This window comes from Arthrobacter sp. GW460-12-1-14-TSB2, from assembly GCF_059423525.1.
The window spans coordinates 40,508-56,133 of record NZ_JBWKYC010000014.1 but is presented as its reverse complement, the minus strand read 5'-3'; the positions used below and the strand labels follow the sequence as shown (position 1 = coordinate 56,133).

At 66.6% G+C, this 15,626-nt stretch carries 15 protein-coding genes; 9 read left to right on the top strand and 6 right to left on the bottom strand.

Annotated features, from left to right (window positions below; genetic code table 11):
• The first annotated feature begins 322 nt into the window (after positions 1 to 322).
• The gene (locus AC07YR_RS16245) at positions 323 to 1,249 is read left to right on the top strand and encodes a Bax inhibitor-1/YccA family protein (protein WP_494734569.1); all 927 of its coding nucleotides are present in this window, start codon (positions 323 to 325) and stop codon (positions 1,247 to 1,249) included.
• Positions 1,250 to 1,358: 109 nt separating this feature from the next.
• On the opposite strand, the gene AC07YR_RS16240 is transcribed toward AC07YR_RS16245, so the two are convergent.
• Genes AC07YR_RS16240 through galT form a run of 3 tightly spaced genes read right to left on the bottom strand, consistent with a single transcriptional unit; the run spans position 1,359 to position 4,980 of the window.
• Positions 1,359 to 2,597: an acetyl-CoA C-acetyltransferase gene (locus AC07YR_RS16240; protein ID WP_436057025.1), complete on the bottom strand. Its 1,239-nt coding sequence runs from the start codon at positions 2,595 to 2,597 to the stop codon at positions 1,359 to 1,361.
• 20 nt (positions 2,598 to 2,617) lie between these two features.
• Positions 2,618 to 3,793 (bottom strand): galactokinase, encoded by a 1,176-nt coding sequence (galK, locus tag AC07YR_RS16235; protein ID WP_494734568.1) that lies wholly within the window; start codon positions 3,791 to 3,793, stop codon positions 2,618 to 2,620.
• Positions 3,790 to 4,980, bottom strand: coding sequence for a galactose-1-phosphate uridylyltransferase (galT, locus tag AC07YR_RS16230; RefSeq protein WP_494734567.1), 1,191 nt, complete (start codon positions 4,978 to 4,980; stop codon positions 3,790 to 3,792). The genes galK and galT overlap by 4 nt, the downstream gene beginning before the upstream one ends.
• A 183-nt stretch (positions 4,981 to 5,163) precedes the next feature.
• Between galT and AC07YR_RS16225 the strand changes: the two genes are divergently transcribed.
• Genes AC07YR_RS16225 through AC07YR_RS16210 form a run of 4 tightly spaced genes read left to right on the top strand, consistent with a single transcriptional unit; the run spans position 5,164 to position 9,453 of the window.
• Entirely contained in the window at positions 5,164 to 6,183 is a 1,020-nt protein-coding gene (locus AC07YR_RS16225) for an aldose 1-epimerase family protein (RefSeq protein ID WP_494734566.1), read from the top strand.
• A gap of 46 nt (positions 6,184 to 6,229) precedes the next feature.
• Entirely contained in the window at positions 6,230 to 7,564 is a 1,335-nt protein-coding gene (locus tag AC07YR_RS16220; RefSeq protein ID WP_156372443.1) for an AI-2E family transporter, read from the top strand.
• Positions 7,565 to 7,567: 3 nt separating this feature from the next.
• A complete protein-coding gene (ilvA, locus tag AC07YR_RS16215) occupies positions 7,568 to 8,806 on the top strand; it encodes a threonine ammonia-lyase (protein WP_055804082.1) in 1,239 nt (412 codons plus the stop codon).
• Positions 8,807 to 8,811: 5 nt separating this feature from the next.
• Positions 8,812 to 9,453 (top strand): rhomboid family intramembrane serine protease, encoded by a 642-nt coding sequence (locus AC07YR_RS16210; protein ID WP_055804080.1) that lies wholly within the window; start codon positions 8,812 to 8,814, stop codon positions 9,451 to 9,453.
• 93 nt (positions 9,454 to 9,546) lie between these two features.
• Here the strand turns inward: AC07YR_RS16210 and greA are convergent, their stop codons facing one another.
• Complete coding sequence (greA, locus tag AC07YR_RS16205) at positions 9,547 to 10,041, bottom strand: transcription elongation factor GreA (RefSeq protein WP_011691028.1); 495 nt, start codon at positions 10,039 to 10,041, stop codon at positions 9,547 to 9,549.
• A 203-nt stretch (positions 10,042 to 10,244) separates the two neighbouring features.
• On the bottom strand, positions 10,245 to 10,703 hold the full coding sequence (locus AC07YR_RS16200; protein ID WP_055804077.1) for a DUF4307 domain-containing protein: 459 nt from the start codon (positions 10,701 to 10,703) through the stop codon (positions 10,245 to 10,247).
• 94 nt (positions 10,704 to 10,797) lie between these two features.
• Here AC07YR_RS16200 and mca point away from each other — a divergent pair, with 94 nt between their 5' ends.
• The 4 genes from mca (at position 10,798) to AC07YR_RS16180 (ending at position 14,943) form a co-directional block, all read left to right on the top strand.
• A complete protein-coding gene (mca, locus tag AC07YR_RS16195; protein WP_494734565.1) occupies positions 10,798 to 11,703 on the top strand; it encodes a mycothiol conjugate amidase Mca in 906 nt (301 codons plus the stop codon).
• A 66-nt stretch (positions 11,704 to 11,769) separates the two neighbouring features.
• On the top strand, positions 11,770 to 12,150 hold the full coding sequence (locus AC07YR_RS16190) for a hypothetical protein (RefSeq protein WP_436057030.1): 381 nt from the start codon (positions 11,770 to 11,772) through the stop codon (positions 12,148 to 12,150).
• Entirely contained in the window at positions 12,128 to 14,392 is a 2,265-nt protein-coding gene (locus tag AC07YR_RS16185) for a thioredoxin domain-containing protein (protein WP_494734608.1), read from the top strand. Before AC07YR_RS16190 ends, AC07YR_RS16185 begins: the two co-directional genes overlap by 23 nt.
• On the top strand, positions 14,389 to 14,943 hold the full coding sequence (locus AC07YR_RS16180) for an HAD-IA family hydrolase (RefSeq protein WP_494734564.1): 555 nt from the start codon (positions 14,389 to 14,391) through the stop codon (positions 14,941 to 14,943). Before AC07YR_RS16185 ends, AC07YR_RS16180 begins: the two co-directional genes overlap by 4 nt.
• Here the strand turns inward: AC07YR_RS16180 and trhA are convergent.
• On the bottom strand, positions 14,940 to 15,611 hold the full coding sequence (gene trhA, locus AC07YR_RS16175; RefSeq protein ID WP_494734563.1) for a PAQR family membrane homeostasis protein TrhA: 672 nt from the start codon (positions 15,609 to 15,611) through the stop codon (positions 14,940 to 14,942). The two genes, AC07YR_RS16180 and trhA, sit on opposite strands and share 4 nt — an antisense overlap.
• Positions 15,612 to 15,626 lie beyond the last annotated feature (15 nt).

Genomic DNA, 15,626 nt, shown 5'->3' with positions numbered 1-15,626 from the left:
TGCTTGGGCTTATGTTACAGCCAGCGGGGACCAATGAAGCCTCGTCCAAGGGCGCCTAAGATAGCGATCGGATAACAACCGTGAAGCCAAACCTTCGAATCAATGCAGTTCTGCTAAAGAAAACTTTTGTTGATTCTGAGTATTCCTAAACAGTCGCCTCGACTCATGGCCCGTGGGCCCCGTCACAGCCAGGAGTAGCCCATGTCACGGTTGCGTTTCGGCTGGCGGTACGGGGGAACTATCCCTGCCCTCCGGGCGTGGGAATTGATACCTTGAACTATAAGGATCACCACCCACCCCCTTTATTTGGAGGACACCCGCAATGGCACTTGGCGGAAACCCGATCTTCAACGGAAAGAATTTCCGTGGAGCCACCCAGGCACCGCCTGTTCCGCAGGCTCAGTACGGCCAGAACCCCTACGGCCAGGCCCCGTACGGGCAGAACCCTTACGGCCAGGCTCCGGGACGCGCCCCCGGCCAGGTCATGGATGCGCAGGGCGGCTGGATGGCCCAGCAGCAGAACATGACCCATGACCAGCTGCAGCAGATGTACAACCAGCCGGCAGCCGGTCCGGCCGAAACCGGACGGATGACGTTCGACGACGTCATCATCAAGACCGCCGTCTGCCTCGGCGTGCTGGTTGCCGGCGCGGCGGTCACGCTCTTCGTGAGCATGTCGCTGGCCTCGCTGCTGATGATCGTTGGTGCACTGGGCGGCTTTGTGCTCGCCCTCGTCAATACGTTCAAGAAACAGCCGTCACCGGCACTGATCCTGGCCTACGCCGCGTTGGAGGGCCTGTTCCTCGGTGGCCTGACCCGCGTCCTCGACACCATGTATCCCGGAGTCGGCCTGCAGGCCGTCGTCGGGACGCTGTCCGTATTTGCGGTTACGCTGCTCCTGTTCAAGAGTGGCAAGGTCCGGGCAACGCCCAAGGCCATGAAGTTCTTCATGATCGCCATTGCCGGGTACGCCCTGTTCTCCGTGGTGAACCTCGTCATGATGCTGACAGGCCTGACGACGGAACCGTTCGGCCTGCGCAGCGGAATCATCGGCGTGGCGATCGGCGTTCTGGCCATCGGCCTCGCCGCATTCTCGCTGATCATGGACTTCACCAGCATCGAGGAAGGCGTCCGCAATGGCGCACCGGAGCGGTTCTCCTGGACCGCCGCGTTCGGCCTGACCGTGACCCTGGTGTGGCTGTACGTGGAGATCATCCGCCTGCTGGCGATTCTCCGCGGCGACGACTAGGACCCTGGACGGCGTACGCCGTCGTGCATTAGTCGTGCATTAAGTTGTGCTTGAACCCGAATGAGCCCCGCTACCCGGCGGGGCTCATTCCGTTATGGCGGGGTCCTGCTTAGCTGAGCCGCTCGTACACCACTGCCATGCCCTGGCCGCCGCCGACGCACAGGGTCGCGAGCCCGAGCGATGCGTCGCGCTCCCGGAGCCCGTTGAGCAGCGTTGTGGTCATGCGGGCGCCGGTCATGCCGAAGGGATGCCCCAGGGCGATCGCCCCGCCGTGGACGTTGAGCCGCTCGTGGTCGATGCCGAGTTCGCGGGCACTGGCCACCACCTGCACGGCGAACGCCTCGTTGAGTTCCACGAGGTCGATGTCGCCGATGCCCAGGCCTGCCCGCGCCAGAGCGCGGCGGGTTGCCTCCACCGGCCCCATGCCCATGAGTTCGGGGGAGAGCGCGCTGACGCCCGTGGACACAATCCGTGCCAGCGGCTCCAGCCCGAGCTCCCTGGCACGCTCATGGCTCATCACCACCACCGCGGCGGCGCCGTCGTTCAGGGGGCAGGCGTTGCCGGCGGTTACCGTCCCCTCGCTGCGGAAGACGGGCTGGAGCGCCGCCACTCCTTCGAGGGTGACACCGGCACGCGGCGAGTCGTCCCGCTCCACCACGGTGCCGTCACGGCGCGTGTACGGCGTGATCTCGCGCGGATAGAAGCCCGAGGCCATGGCCGCTTCAGCGCGGTTCTGGCTCAGGACCGCCCATTCATCCTGCTCGGCCCGGCTGATGCCGTACGTGGTGGCCACATTTTCCGCGGTCTGTCCCATCGCAATGTAGATGTCGGGCATGCGCCCGCCGAGCCGCGGGTCTGTCCACGGCGTGTTGGACGCGGCCCGGACCTCGGTGCGACGGCGTGCCGATTCGAACAGCGGGTTGTGGGTGCCGGCGTCGGTTTCCCCGGCACCGGTCCAGTTCGGATACCGGGAGACGGACTCGACGCCGGCAGCGACGAATGCGCTTCCCTCGCCAGCCTTGATGGCGTGGAACGCCATCCGGATGGTCTGCAGGCTGGAAGCGCAGAACCTGTTGATCGTGGCACCGGGGACGTTGTCCAGTCCGGCCAGGATGGTAACCACCCTGGCCATGTTGGAGCCCGCTTCGCCGCTGGGTTCGGCGCAGCCAAGATAGAGGTCGTCCAGGCCGGCGCCAGTCTCTCCACTTGGGTCGAAGGACGGGATCTTGTCCAGGGCTGCCGTGACCATCGCAGCGGCAAGGTCATCCGGCCGCTCATCCTTCAATGACCCCTTGAAGGCGCGTCCGATGGGGCTTCGGGCAGTGGAAACAATGACTGCTTCTGACATGCGCCCAGCCTACGCCCGGGCTAAACCAGCCGCATCGCCCCTGCCGCCGGGGTAACGGTGAAGATCTCCGGCTTGCGGTACCCGGCGCGGGAGAAAGCCTGCTCGACGGCCGTGCGCACCTGCTGTTCGGCGGCCACCGGCGTCAGGGCAATCGCCGCGCCGCCAAAACCGCCGCCCGTCATGCGCGCTCCGATGGCACCGCTGGCGCGGGAGGTGTCGACCGCCAGGTCCAGCTCCGGGCAGGAAATCTCGAAGTCGTCCCGCATGGAACGGTGGCTGGCATCGAGAAGGGGCCCGATGGCGCCCGGTCCGGCCGAACCGAGTAGTTCCACAGTCTGCAGGACCCGGTCGTTCTCAGTGACCACGTGGCGGACCCTGCGGAACGTGACCTCATCCAGGAGGCCGCTGGCTTCGTCCAGGTCCTCGATACCAACATCGCGGAGGGCCTTGACCCCCAGTACTTCGGCCCCGAGCTCGCACGAATCCCGGCGCGACGCATAGCCGCCGTCGGCGTGTGAATGGGAAACCTTGGTGTCGATCACCAGCAGGACAAGGCCGGCCGGTTCGGTCTCGAACGGAACCAGTCGGACACTCTGGTCCCGGCAATCGAGGAAAACGGCATGGCCCTTGGCGCCGCGCAGTGAGGCGGACTGGTCCATGATGCCCGTGGGGGCTCCCACGAAGTCGTTCTCGGCACGCTGGGTGGCCAGAACCATTTCCTCTGCTTTCAGCCCTGCCCCGGTCAGCTCGTTGAGGGCTGAGATGACGGCGCACTCGATGGCGTGGGACGAGGAGAGCCCAGCGCCGAGGGGAACGTTGGAGTCCAGCAGCAGGTCAAGGCCCGGGACGTTGATGCCGCGCTCCTGGAGTGCCCAGATAACGCCGAGGGGGTACTTGGTCCAGCCCTTGGCCTGTGAGCCCGCCAAGGATGAGGTGTCCGCCGTCGTCATGCCCTGGTCGCCGTAGGTGGACAGAAGCCTGAGCGTCGAATCGGTCCTGACCCGGACAGCCACCCGCGCCGTCCTGTCGATGGCGAAGGGGAGCACGAAGCCGTCGTTGTAGTCGGTGTGCTCGCCGATCAGGTTTACGCGGCCGGGCGCCTGCCAGATGCCGTCGGGACCTGCGCCGAAGGCATCCCGGAACCGTGCCTCGAGGTCATTGCTGCTCAGGTCGCCGTGGCTGAGTGGGACGGTCATGCGTGTGCGCCTTCCGGGAGTGGCTTGAGGGCTGATGCGGGAACCGTGACGGTGCGCAGCCGCTCCGCCACGAGTTCCGGGGTGGTGTCGTTAATGAAAGCACCCATGGCCGCTTCGGAACCGGCCAGGTACTTGAGCTTATCCGCAGCCCGCCGCGGCGAGGTCAGCTGGAGGTGGAGGTAGCTGGCCGGCCGCAGCACGTCATCGAGCGGTGCCTGGTGCCAGGCCGAAATGTACGGGGTGGGCGTCGGATAGAGCGCATCGAACCGCTTGAGCAGGTCCAGGTATACATGTGCCAGTTCGTCCTTCTCTTCACCGCTGAGCGCCGCGAGGTCCGGCACCTGGCGGTGGGGGACCAGGTGCACCTCCAACGGCCACCGTGCGGCAAACGGAACGTAGGCGCTGAAGTTCTCGCCTTCCAGGACCATGCGGCTGCCGTCTTCACGTTCGGACCGCAGCAGTGAGCCGGTCAGCGTCTGCCGGCCGTCGGCGTCGTCGAAATATTTGCGGGCGGCGGCACCCATCACAGCTGCGCGGGGGGTGACGTACGGGTACGCGTAGATCTGGCCGTGCGGGTGGTGGAGCGTCACGCCGATGTCCGCGCCGCGGTTCTCGAACGGGAAGACCTGCCGGATGCCGGGCAATTCGTTCAACGCGGCGGTGCGGTGCGCCCAGGCCTCGACGACAGTGCGTGCCCGGACTTCGCTGAGCCCGCTGAACGAACCGGTGTGCTCGGGGGTGAACGACACCACTTCACAGCGGCCGAATGCCGTGCCGGTGGTTCCCCAGCCTGCGTTGCCGGGAACCGGTCCAAGCGCCGGCCCGAGCGACGGGAAACGGTTCTCGAACACCACGACGTCGTAGTCCGGCGCGGGGATCTCGGAGGGGTTGGCGGGTGTTGTGGGGCAGATGGGGCACTGGTCCGCCGGGGGGAGGTGGGTGCGGCCCTGGCGGTGCGCGGCCACGGCCACCCATTCGCCGGTGAGGGCGTCGAACCTGACTTCGCCCGGCTCGCTCCGGGCCGGCAGCTCGCGGAGGTCGGGGTTCTGCTCCGGCCGGCGCGTGTTTTGTCCTCCCGGAGCACTATCTGACGCGGCATTGTCCGCCGAGGCAGCATCTGCCGTAGCGTCATCGAAATAGAGCAGCTCCCGGCCATCGGCAAGGTTGGTGCTGGAGATGTGTGTCATGCGTCTAGTCCTTTTCGAGTGGCGGCCATCGGAGCCACGCCGTGGGTATGGCGCGGCAGCAGGCACTTCAATTCTCCCACAAAACGATCAAAAAGAAATAGTTTCGAACAAAAGATAACAAGATGCGTTGAGATGGCCCGTGGGCGGGTGAGGCGGCGCGGCCGAGCAGGTACGGTTGTGCCCATGACTCCGAGCGCACCTCCTTCCGGCCAGGGCAGCACCTCCGCAGCAGGCAACATCGCAGCCTCCGGCCCGGCTAATTCCGGCCCGGCTGACTCCGGCACTAGCGAGGGCGCGCCGCGTCGCTACGCCTCCGGCAGGCAGTACGAGCTCCGCCGCGGCGATGCCCTGGCCGTTGTCACCGAGCTGGCCGCTGGCCTGCGGCTCTACTCCCGGGGCGGCGTCCAGCTGACGGAAACGTACGGGGACGGGGACATCCCTCCGGGAGCCACCGGAATCACGCTGGCTCCCTGGGCCAACCGGGTTGAAGACGGCGTCTGGTACCTGGACGGCAAGAAGCAGCAGCTGGACATCACCGAGGTTTCGCGCAACAACGCCAGCCACGGCCTGCTGCGGAACGCCTCCTACGAACTAGTGGATGAGTCCGAGTTTTCGGTGACCCTGGAGGCGCCGATCTTCCCGCAGCACGGCTACCCGTTCCTGGTGCGGCACCGCGTCCAATACGCACTGGCCGAGGACCTTGGGCTTGTTGTCCGCCAGACCCTGCTCAACGATTCCCAGGTATCCGCACCCTTCGTCCTGGGCTCCCACCCCTACCTCAGGCTGGGGGATGTCCCTGCCGGGGACCTGGTCCTGACGGTGGGGGCCGGGCGCCGGCTCGTGGCAGATGACCGGCTCATACCCCGCAGCTCGGAGCCGGTCAGCGGTGACACGGATCTGCGGGGCGGCCGGACCGTGTCCGAACTGGATATCGATGTCGCCTACACGGACCTGGAGTTCGACGGCGGCGTGGCCCGCCAAACGCTGCAGGCGTCCGACGGCCGCAGGGTGAGCCTCTGGCAGGACGGCAGCTGCGCCTACGTCCACGTCTTCGTCACGGACCAGTTCCCCGGCAGGGCAAAAGCTGTTGCCATCGAACCCATGACAGGCCCGGCCAATGCGTTCAACAGCGGCGACGGCCTGCGCTGGCTGCCGGCGGGGGAGTCGTTCACCATGACGTGGGGCATCAGCGCGTCGCTGTAGTCCGCAGCGGTTTCCCATCGGAGCGCGGCTGGGGAAGTATTAGGCTATGACGCCAGCTGAGGACGCCGCACCAACCAATAGCCCTGATGCCCGGACCGGGGCCGCCGCACCCGCGGCCCCGTTGCGGGTGTTGACTGACCGCGAGCTGGACCAGGACATTCCCTATGGCGTGCGGATCGCCGCCTCCTGGGCCTGGCGGCTGGGGCTGATCCTCCTGGTCAGCGCCGCGCTGATCTGGCTGCTGAGCAAAATCAGTTTCCTCATCATCCCCGTGATGGTGGCCGCCTTGCTGGCCGGCCTGCTGAGTCCCGTCACACGCTGGCTCAAGGCCCGGCGCGTCCCGAGAGGCGGCGCCGTCGCCATCACCGTGCTGGGCTTCCTCGGCGTGATCGGCGGCTCCCTGGCGCTGGTGGGGCGGCAGCTGGTTACAGGATTCAGCGAACTGTGGAGCGAAGCGTTGACCGGAATCCAGCAGATCCAGGGCTGGCTGGCGGACGGGCCGCTGCACCTGACAGCGGCCCAGATCGACCAGTATCTGAAGGAGGCCACGGATGCACTGCAGAACAACAGCAGCAGCATCCTGAGCGGCGCGCTTTCCTTCGGAAGCACCGCCGGCCACTTTGCCGCGGGACTCATCCTTGCGTTGTTTGTGCTGATCTTCTTCCTCCTCGAAGGTGACCGGATCTGGGCCTTCCTGGTCCGGCTTCTTCCAAGGAAAGCCCGCGCCGCCACGTTCGGTGCAGGCCGAAAGGGCTGGACCTCCATGGTCAGCTACGCGCGCATCCAGATGTTCGTGGCATTTGTGGACGCCGTGGGTATTGGCGTGGGCGCCGCCATCATCGGAGTTCCGCTGGCGCTTCCGCTGGGTGTGCTGGTCTTCATGGGTTCGTTCATTCCCATTGTTGGCGCCCTGGTCACCGGCGCAGTGGCCGTGCTCCTTGCCCTCGTGGCCAACGGCTGGGTCAACGCGCTGATCATGCTGGGAATCGTGCTGCTGGTCCAGCAGCTGGAAAGCCACATCCTGCAGCCGCTGGTGATGGGCAAGGCTGTGGCCCTTCACCCGGTGGCCGTGATCCTGTCTGTGGCGGCCGGTTCCTACCTTGCCGGCATCCCCGGCGCCCTCTTCTCGGTGCCCATCCTCGCCGTAGCAAACTCGGCGATTCGATATATTGCTGCCAGAACGTGGGAACATGAAGGAGTGCTGGTGGCGGATGGCCCGGGTGTACCCGGGGACTCCGGATCCAGCCAAGACAACACCTTCAAGGATGTCTACCTTCCCGGTGCGAATCCGGGCCGCGGCAAGGGCGCCGCACAGTCAACGGGAACTCCCGCCGGACATGCCGGCCCGGACTCCCCAGCCGAATTCCCCAAAGGAGACTAGTTCGTGAAAACCCTCAATAGCCTGCCCGTCACGTTGGACAATGTCCTGGAGGCGCAGAAGCTGCTTGAGGGGATTATTACGCGGACCCCGGTGGAAACTTCGCGGGCACTGGGCAGCATGGTGGGCGGCGAAGTCTTCTTCAAGTGCGAAAACCTCCAGCGGGCCGGCTCCTTCAAGGTCCGCGGCGCCTACGTCCGCATGGCCAAGCTGTCCGCCGAAGAGAAGAAGCGCGGCGTGGTGGCGGCGTCCGCCGGAAACCACGCCCAGGGCGTGGCGGTCGCAGCGAAGAGCCTGGGTATCAAGGCGCGCATCTACATGCCGCTGGGCGTGGCGCTGCCCAAGCTGGCCGCCACCCGCAGCCACGGCGCCGAAGTGGTCCTGCACGGGCACAACGTGGACGAAGCACTCGCCGAAGCCCAGCGCTACGCCGATGAGACCGGCGCCGTGTTTGTCCACCCCTTCGACAACGTGGACGTTGTGGCCGGACAAGGCACGGTGGGGCTGGAAATCCTGGAACAGATCCCCAATGTGGACACCATCCTGATGGGTGTCGGCGGCGGAGGACTGCTCGCCGGCGTCGCCGTGGCCGTGAAGGCGAGGGCCAGGGAGCTGGGCCGGGACATCCGGATCATCGGCGTCCAGGCCGAAAACGCCGCGGCCTACCCGCCCTCGCTCGCCGCAGATGCCCTGGTTCCGTTGAAAAAGGTCTCAACCATGGCGGACGGCATTGCCGTGGGCCGTCCGGGGCAGCTGCCGTTCAGCATCATCCGTGAGCTCGTGGACGACGTCGTAACGGTCAGCGAGGACTCCCTCGCCCGGGCGCTGATCTTCCTGCTGGAACGCGCCAAGATGGTGGTGGAGCCCGCCGGCGCCGTGGGCGTGGCCGCCCTGATGGACGGCAAGATCGAAAACCCCGGCACCACCGCCGTGATCCTTTCCGGCGGCAACATCGACCCCATGCTGATGCTCAAGGTGATCCAGCGCGGTCTTTCCGCCGCCGGCCGCTACATGACCGTCCGGATGATGCTGGACGACCGCCCCGGTTCGCTGGCCACCATCGCCCGGATCATCGCCGAGAACGACGCCAACGTCACAGGCCTGGACCACACCCGGGTTGGCGGTTCCATCTCCATGGGAGACGTCTCCATCACCGTGAACCTGGAAACCAAGGGGCACGAGCACTGCGAGCAGGTCCTGGGCGCACTCCGTGCCGAGGGCTTCCAGCCGATCGTGGTCCACTAGGGGCCATGATGCTGGATGCACAGGGGGGACGGCCGCAGACCACAAGGCATAGCCCTGCCGCACGTGCGCAGGGCGGGCTGCTGGTCACGGGGCTGTTCGTCGTTCTCCTGTTTGCGATCGAGTTCGTCAACGCTGCCACGTTCCATGCACTGAACAGGACGTTCGGCCTCCGCCCGCGCAGCGCCGACGGACTGCTCGACATCCTCACCTTTCCGCTGTTCCACGCCAACCTCGGTCACGTGGTTTCCAATGCGCTGCCGCTCATCATCTTCGGCTTCCTCGTCTTTATGTCCGGGCTCAGGGTCTTCGTCACCGCGGTGGCCTTCAGCTGGTTCGGTTCGGGCATGGTGGTGTGGCTGATTGGCGGCTGGGGAATCACGGTGGGTGCTTCAGGCCTGGTCTTTGGCCTCTTCGCCTTCCTCCTGGTCCGCGGGTTCTTCAACGGCAACTGGTGGCAGATCGCCCTGTCGGTGCTCCTGTTCCTCAGCTACGGCGGCATCCTCTTCGGGGTCCTTCCGGGCGTGGCAGGATTCGTCTCCTGGCAGGCCCACCTGGGCGGTGCGCTGGGCGGTGTTGCCGCCGCTGTGCTGCTGAAGCCCCGGCGGCTGACGCGGGGACGCCAGGTGGCGGAGAACCAAAACACATAGAACTCAGCGTTAACGCACGACGCCGGCCATCCCCGCGGAGGGGAGGGCCGGCGTCGTGCGTAAGGGCTTTGCCGTGGTTGGGAAGCTGCGCTCCTAGCCTGCGTACGGCTTGGCGGAGAGGATCTCCACCGTGATGTCCTTGCCGTTCGGGGCGGTGTAGCTGAGCTTGTCGCCCTCCTTGTGGCCCACAATGGCGGACCCCAGCGGTGACTTTTCGCTGAAGACGTCGAGGTCCGAATCGCCCGCGATCTCGCGGGAGCCTAGCAGGAACGTCTCCTCGTCGCCGGCGATCCGGGCGACGACAATCATGCCCGGCTCGACGATTCCGTCGTCCGCCGGGGACTCGCCCACGTGGGCGTCGCGGAGCAAAACGGTGAGCTGGCGGATGCGGGCCTCGATCTTGCCCTGCTCCTCTTTGGCGGCGTGGTATCCGCCGTTTTCCTTGAGGTCGCCTTCCTGGCGTGCAGCTTCGATCTTCTGGACGATTTCCGCCCGGCCGGCGCCGGAGAGGTGGTCCAGCTCTGCCTTCAGGCGGTCAAAAGCTTCCTGGGTAAGCCAAGCTGCAGTTGCGCTGTTGGTGGTAGACACGGACTTCTCCTTTTTCGTGGTCAAACAAGTTTGCGGTCAAACAAGTAAAGACCCCGCCACGGTGGCCACTTGTGGGACTCAGTAACCAGCTCAGCGGGGTAAAGGTATTTGATCCATTGTAGTCAATGCGGTGGACAAACCAAAGAACGCCTGCGGCGTGGGTCACACGGTCAGGCCGGGAGTGCTCCTGGGGCCGCGGGCGGCTACTTCTCCGAGCCAGGAATCCAGCAGCTGTCCACCACGCCGGAAACGGACAATGACTCTGTGCGCACTACGGCACGGTGGACCGTCGTTCGTCCGCCGTCGGGGGTGGCTTCGGCCGGGTTCGGTCCGATATCGACCACTTTCCAGCCGACCACGGCAAATTTTGCGTCCAGCGCCTTAACCGCGCATTTGGCACTGGTTCCGGGATCCTTGGTGACCTGGAAATCGATCTCCGCCTGCGTGGCGTCCGTCGTGCTGTAGCCGATGTCCTTGAATGACACGGTCTCCGCGTTCAGGGAAGTGGAGATCCACGCCATGAAGCCCATGCCGGCAGCAAGTGCAGCGATTCCGATGTTGCGCTTGGCCTTGCGCGACAGGGCACGCTTTTGGCCCCCGTAACGATTGGCTAGGGTGGTAGTTGCCGGCGTCGAAATGGCCGGCCGATCCTCGGAAGTCACCGTTCCAGTTTAGTGTGGATCCGAACGGGATAATTCCGCGTCCCTGCAGCCATAAACCCGCAAGCCCAAATTCGAAGAAAGTGAGCCGTTTCAGATGACAGCGTCCGCAAGCCAGTCCAAGCCGCTCCGCCTGCTGGCCGTCCACGCTCACCCTGACGACGAATCGAGCAAGGGTGCGGCCACCATGGCCATGTATGCAGCGGCAGGCGTTGAGGTCATGGTGGCCACCTGCACCGACGGATCCCGGGGCGACATCCAGAACCCGGCAATGGAGCACGAGCCGCACCCCAAACGCGACATGGCCGGCGCCCGCCGCCTGGAAATGGACAATGCCGCCCGTGTGCTGGGAGTCCGCCAGCGCTGGCTTGGTTTTGTGGACTCAGGGCTGCCGGAAGGTGACCCGCTTCCGCCGCTGCCGCCGGGCTGCTTCGCCCTCCAGCCGCTGGAAGTAGCCGCGGCTCCGCTGGTCAGGCTGGTGCGCGACTTCAAGCCGCAGGTGATCCTGAGCTACGACGAAAACGGCGGCTATCCGCATCCGGACCACATCATGGCCCACCGCGTGGCCGTTGAGGCGTTCGAAGCCGCCGGCGATCCGGAACGGTACCAAGGTATCGGCGAACCGTGGTCAGTCAGCAAGCTGTACTACGACCGCGCGTTCAGCCCTGACCGGTTCCGGGCGCTCCACTTTGCGCTCGAAGAGGCGGGCCTGCAGTCGCCCTATGCCGAGCGGCTGGCGGCCTGGCTCGAGGCTGATGCCGAGGGCCACACGCCACCGGCCCCGACGCACCCCACCACCACCCAGGTCGACTGCGGGGACTATTTCGAAGCCCGGGACGATGCGCTCCGTGCCCACCGCACCCAGATTGATCCGCTGGGATTCTTTTTCGCCGTATCCCCGGACATGCAGCGCCGCGCGTGGCCCTGGGAGGATTACAGCCTGATCCAGTCGCGGGTGCCGGTGGAGCTGCCGGAAAAGGATCTCTTCGCCGGACTAAGATAGAACCAAGCCATGTTCTATGCCCTGTAGAAGTCAGGGCCCTCAAGACGCTCCACAGAAGGTCTAACCGTGCATCACTTGCTCCTCGCCCTCGCGACAACTCCGGCGCCCAGCCCCACGCCGTCCCTGCGCCCGGGCCTCTCCGAAGACCAGGTGACGCCGGGCATGTGGGGCTTCATCATGACCGCGTTCTTCGTCCTGGCCACCACGCTGCTGATCGTGGACATGGTGCGGCGCATCCGGCGGGTCCGCTACCGGGCCCAGGTGGAAGAGGAGCGCCTGGCTGCACTGGCTGCCGGAGAGCAGGACATGCCCGAGGTTCCCGGAGCGGACGCGCCGCGAAGCGACGAAGCCGGCACGAGCGATGATGCCGGCACACTCGGGGGCCCGCAGGGCGGCGCCGATCTCCGGACGGAACGCAACGGTGATGAAGGCCGCGGACAACGGTAACGCCCGGCCCGGTGCTGGGAACGCTGCGGACAACGGTAACGCCCGGCCCGGAGCTGCCAACGCCCGGCCCGGAGCTGCCAATGCCCTGGCCGGCGAACCTTCCGCCTACCTGAGGCAGCATGCCAGCAATCCTGTCCACTGGCGGCCCTTCGGTGATGAAGCGTTCGGCTTTGCCGCCCAGCGCGACGTTCCCGTGTTCCTGTCCATCGGCTACGCCGCCTGCCACTGGTGCCACGTGATGGCCCACGAGTCCTTCGAAGACCAGGAAACTGCGGACTTCCTCAACGCCAACTTCGTGGCCATCAAGGTGGACAGGGAAGAACGCCCGGATGTAGACGCCGTCTACATGGCCGCAACCCAGGCAATCAGCGGTGAAGGCGGCTGGCCGATGTCCGTCTTCCTGACTCCGGACGGACGCGCCTTCCATGCCGGAACATATTTCCCGCCCCGGCCCATGCCCGGCCGGCCTTCTTTCCGCCAGGTCCTCGAGGCGGTCCGCGAAGCCTGGCTGGAGCGGCGCGAGGCCGTAGAACACAACGCAGAGACCCTGGCCCGCGGAATGGCGGAAACGCAGCTTGCGGCCGCCGTCCAACTGGCCGGATCGCCGGACCCCGTGGACGCCGGGCTGCTCTCCGAAGCGGTCCGCGTCCTGGCCCGCTCTGAAGACCCGCACGACGGCGGATTCGGCACCGCGCCGAAATTCCCGCCGTCGCCCGTGCTGGAATTCCTGGTCCGGCACGCCGCGGTGGCCTCCGACACCGCCGATGCCGCGAGGGACATGGCAGGCCGGACGCTGGCAGCGATGTCCCGGTCCGCGCTGTTCGACCAGCTGGACGGCGGTTTTGCACGGTACTCCGTGACGCGCGACTGGTCCGTGCCGCACTTCGAAAAGATGCTCTACGACAACGCCCAGTTGCTGCGTGCCTTCGTTCACTGGGTCCGGCTCGGAGGCAACGCGGTGTACACCGCGGAGGAGGCCGCGGACGCCGCAACGCGCACCGCGGACTGGATGATCGCGTCGCTGGGCCTCGCCGGTCCTGGAGACGGTACAGGAGGGGGTTCAGGTCGGGCTGAGGCGTTTGCCTCGTCGCTGGATGCGGACACTGTGGTGGACGGCCAACACCTCGAAGGCGCCAGCTACCTCTGGACCCCCGCGGAACTGCTGGACATCCTGGGGCCTGAGGACGGTCCCGCTGTGGCGCGGCTGCTGAATGTTGCTTCCGGGGGCACCGTGACGAAGGCAGCTTCGCCGCTGCATCCGGGCCGCAGGCTCGACGGCGCCGAGCACCTCCTGTGGGACCGTGCGCGGCCGCGGCTGCTGGCGGCGCGTTCGGGCCGCCCCCAGCCCGCCAGGGACGACAAAGTGGTGGCCGGCTGGAACGGCCTGGCCGTCGCTGCGCTTGCTGAAGCGGGGGCCGTCCTCGGCCGGCCCGACCTGACGGCTGCTGCAGCGCGGACAGCCGCCTACCTTGAACGGATCCACTGGACCGACGGCACCCTGATGCGGGTGTCGCATGCCGGCGTGGCCCGCGGGATCGGCGGCCTGCTCGAAGACTATGCCTTCTGCGTAGACGGGTTCCTGACCCTCCACGGCGTCACGGGCAATACCCGGTGGTACCTGCTGGCCGAGGACATCCTGTTGGCTGCCTGCCTGCGGTTCGCCGCGGACGGAACGCTGGTGGACACCGCCCGTGAATCGTCCCAGGTGTTCAACGCGCAGGGGCAGCGGGAAGGCCTGGAGCCCTTTGACAACGCCACGCCGAGCGGTGCGGCAGCGTTCGCAGGCGCGCTGCTGAGCTATGCAGCGCTGTCCGGTTCCAGCGACCACCGGATCATGGCCGGCAATATCCTTTCGCTGCTGCCCCCGCTGGCAACCCGGGCGCCCCGGGCGGCAGGCTGGCTGCTGGCCACGGCACAGGCTGCGCTGGCCGGCCCGGTGGAGGCCGCCGTCGTCGGGCCTGACGGTCCGGCGCGTGCGGAACTACACCACGCACTGCTGCTGTCCGCCAGCCCGGGGCTGGTTGTGGCCGTGGCGTCCGACGCCGGGATCCCGGCTGCCGTTGGTGCCGCGGGCGCTGGTGCCGCGGGCGCTGGTGCCGCGCCTGCCGTGCCGCTGCTGGACGGCAGGACGGCGGCGCCTGACGGCTCAGCGCAAGTGTTCCTCTGCCGCGGGATGGTGTGCGAGCGTCCGGTGGGTTCCGTGGCCGAACTTCTGGAGCGACTGGCTACGATGGCCGGATGACTTCTTTGCCGCACCCGCAGTCCGTGGCTGCCGGGGTCCGGCGGGCCTTTGACCTTGTCATTTTCGACTGTGACGGTGTCCTGGTGGACTCCGAGTCCATCGCCATCCGGGTTGCCCAGCGGGTCCTCGCAGATCTCGGCTGGGAGCTTGACCTCGACGAGATGGTGGAGCGCTTCGTTGGCAAGTCCGAGGCGCACTTCGTGGCGGAGACGGAGCGGCGCCTGGGCGTCAGGCTGGACGCGGACCCGCTCGGGCAGACAGGGCTGCTGCCAACGTTTGAAGGACGCATCTTCAGCGCCTCGGAGGTTGACCGCGGAAAGCCGGCCCCGGATCTGTTCCTTCATGCTGCGCGGACGCTCGGTGTGGAACCGGCCGGATGCGCCGTGGTGGAGGACAGCCTCTACGGAGTCCAGGCGGCCCGGGCGGCCGGCATGCATGTCTTCGCCTTTGGTGGGGGAGTGACGCCGGCGGCCAGGCTGGCGGGTCCGGGCACCACGGTTTTCCGGCACATGAGGGAGCTGCCGGACCTCATCGCTGTCGGCAGGCCCTAGGCAGGCCTGCCGAGCACCGCGATGGCGATGGCGATGAAGTGCGCGGCAAAAGCGAACACGGTGAAAGCGTGGAAGAGCTCGTGGAAGCCAAAGTGCTGGTAGCTGAAGTTCGGCTTCTTGAGGGCGTAAAAGACGGCGCCGGCGATGTAGAGGGCGCCGCCGACGCAGATGAGGACTGCCGAGGCGACACTGGCCGCGAAAAAGTCCGGCAGGTAGAACAGGGAGCCGCAGCCCAGGGCTATGTAGATGGGCACGTAGAGCCAGCGCGGTGCATCGGTCCAGAGCAGCCGGAAGAGAACACCCAGGATCGCGCCGGACCAGATGACCCATAGCAGCACCACTGCCTTGGGCCGTTCCAGCAGCGCCCACGCCAGCGGCGTGTAGCTGCCGGCGATCACCAGCATGATGTTGGTGTGGTCGAGGCGCTTCAGGACGATCTTGACTCCCGGTGTCCAGTTCCCGCGGTGGTACACGGCACTGATGCCGAAGAGCAGTACTCCTGTCACGGCGTAGACGGCCGAAGCGATCTTGAGGTCGGTGGTGGGGGCCAGCAGGATCAGGACCAGCCCCGCGGCAAAGGCCAGCGGGGCGGTGACGGTATGGATCCAGCCGCGCCACTTGGGCTTGATCGTCAGGAGCTCCGCGATGCGGACTGCGGCCTCGTCCATCGGGCCCGATTTCCG

What these genes read in the sequence shown, in the direction of transcription:
- AC07YR_RS16245 (WP_494734569.1), top strand. Translation starts at nt 323, where the DNA reads ATGGCACTTGGCGGAAACCCGATCTTCAACGGAAAGAATTTCCGTGGA.
- AC07YR_RS16240 (WP_436057025.1), bottom strand. Translation starts at nt 2,597, where the DNA reads ATGTCAGAAGCAGTCATTGTTTCCACTGCCCGAAGCCCCATCGGACGC.
- galK (WP_494734568.1), bottom strand. Translation starts at nt 3,793, where the DNA reads ATGACCGTCCCACTCAGCCACGGCGACCTGAGCAGCAATGACCTCGAG.
- galT (WP_494734567.1), bottom strand. Translation starts at nt 4,980, where the DNA reads ATGACACACATCTCCAGCACCAACCTTGCCGATGGCCGGGAGCTGCTC.
- AC07YR_RS16225 (WP_494734566.1), top strand. Translation starts at nt 5,164, where the DNA reads ATGACTCCGAGCGCACCTCCTTCCGGCCAGGGCAGCACCTCCGCAGCA.
- AC07YR_RS16220 (WP_156372443.1), top strand. Translation starts at nt 6,230, where the DNA reads ATGACGCCAGCTGAGGACGCCGCACCAACCAATAGCCCTGATGCCCGG.
- AC07YR_RS16210 (WP_055804080.1), top strand. Translation starts at nt 8,812, where the DNA reads ATGATGCTGGATGCACAGGGGGGACGGCCGCAGACCACAAGGCATAGC.
- mca (WP_494734565.1), top strand. Translation starts at nt 10,798, where the DNA reads ATGACAGCGTCCGCAAGCCAGTCCAAGCCGCTCCGCCTGCTGGCCGTC.
- AC07YR_RS16185 (WP_494734608.1), top strand. Translation starts at nt 12,128, where the DNA reads ATGAAGGCCGCGGACAACGGTAACGCCCGGCCCGGTGCTGGGAACGCT.
- AC07YR_RS16180 (WP_494734564.1), top strand. Translation starts at nt 14,389, where the DNA reads ATGACTTCTTTGCCGCACCCGCAGTCCGTGGCTGCCGGGGTCCGGCGG.
- trhA (WP_494734563.1), bottom strand. Translation starts at nt 15,611, where the DNA reads ATGGACGAGGCCGCAGTCCGCATCGCGGAGCTCCTGACGATCAAGCCC.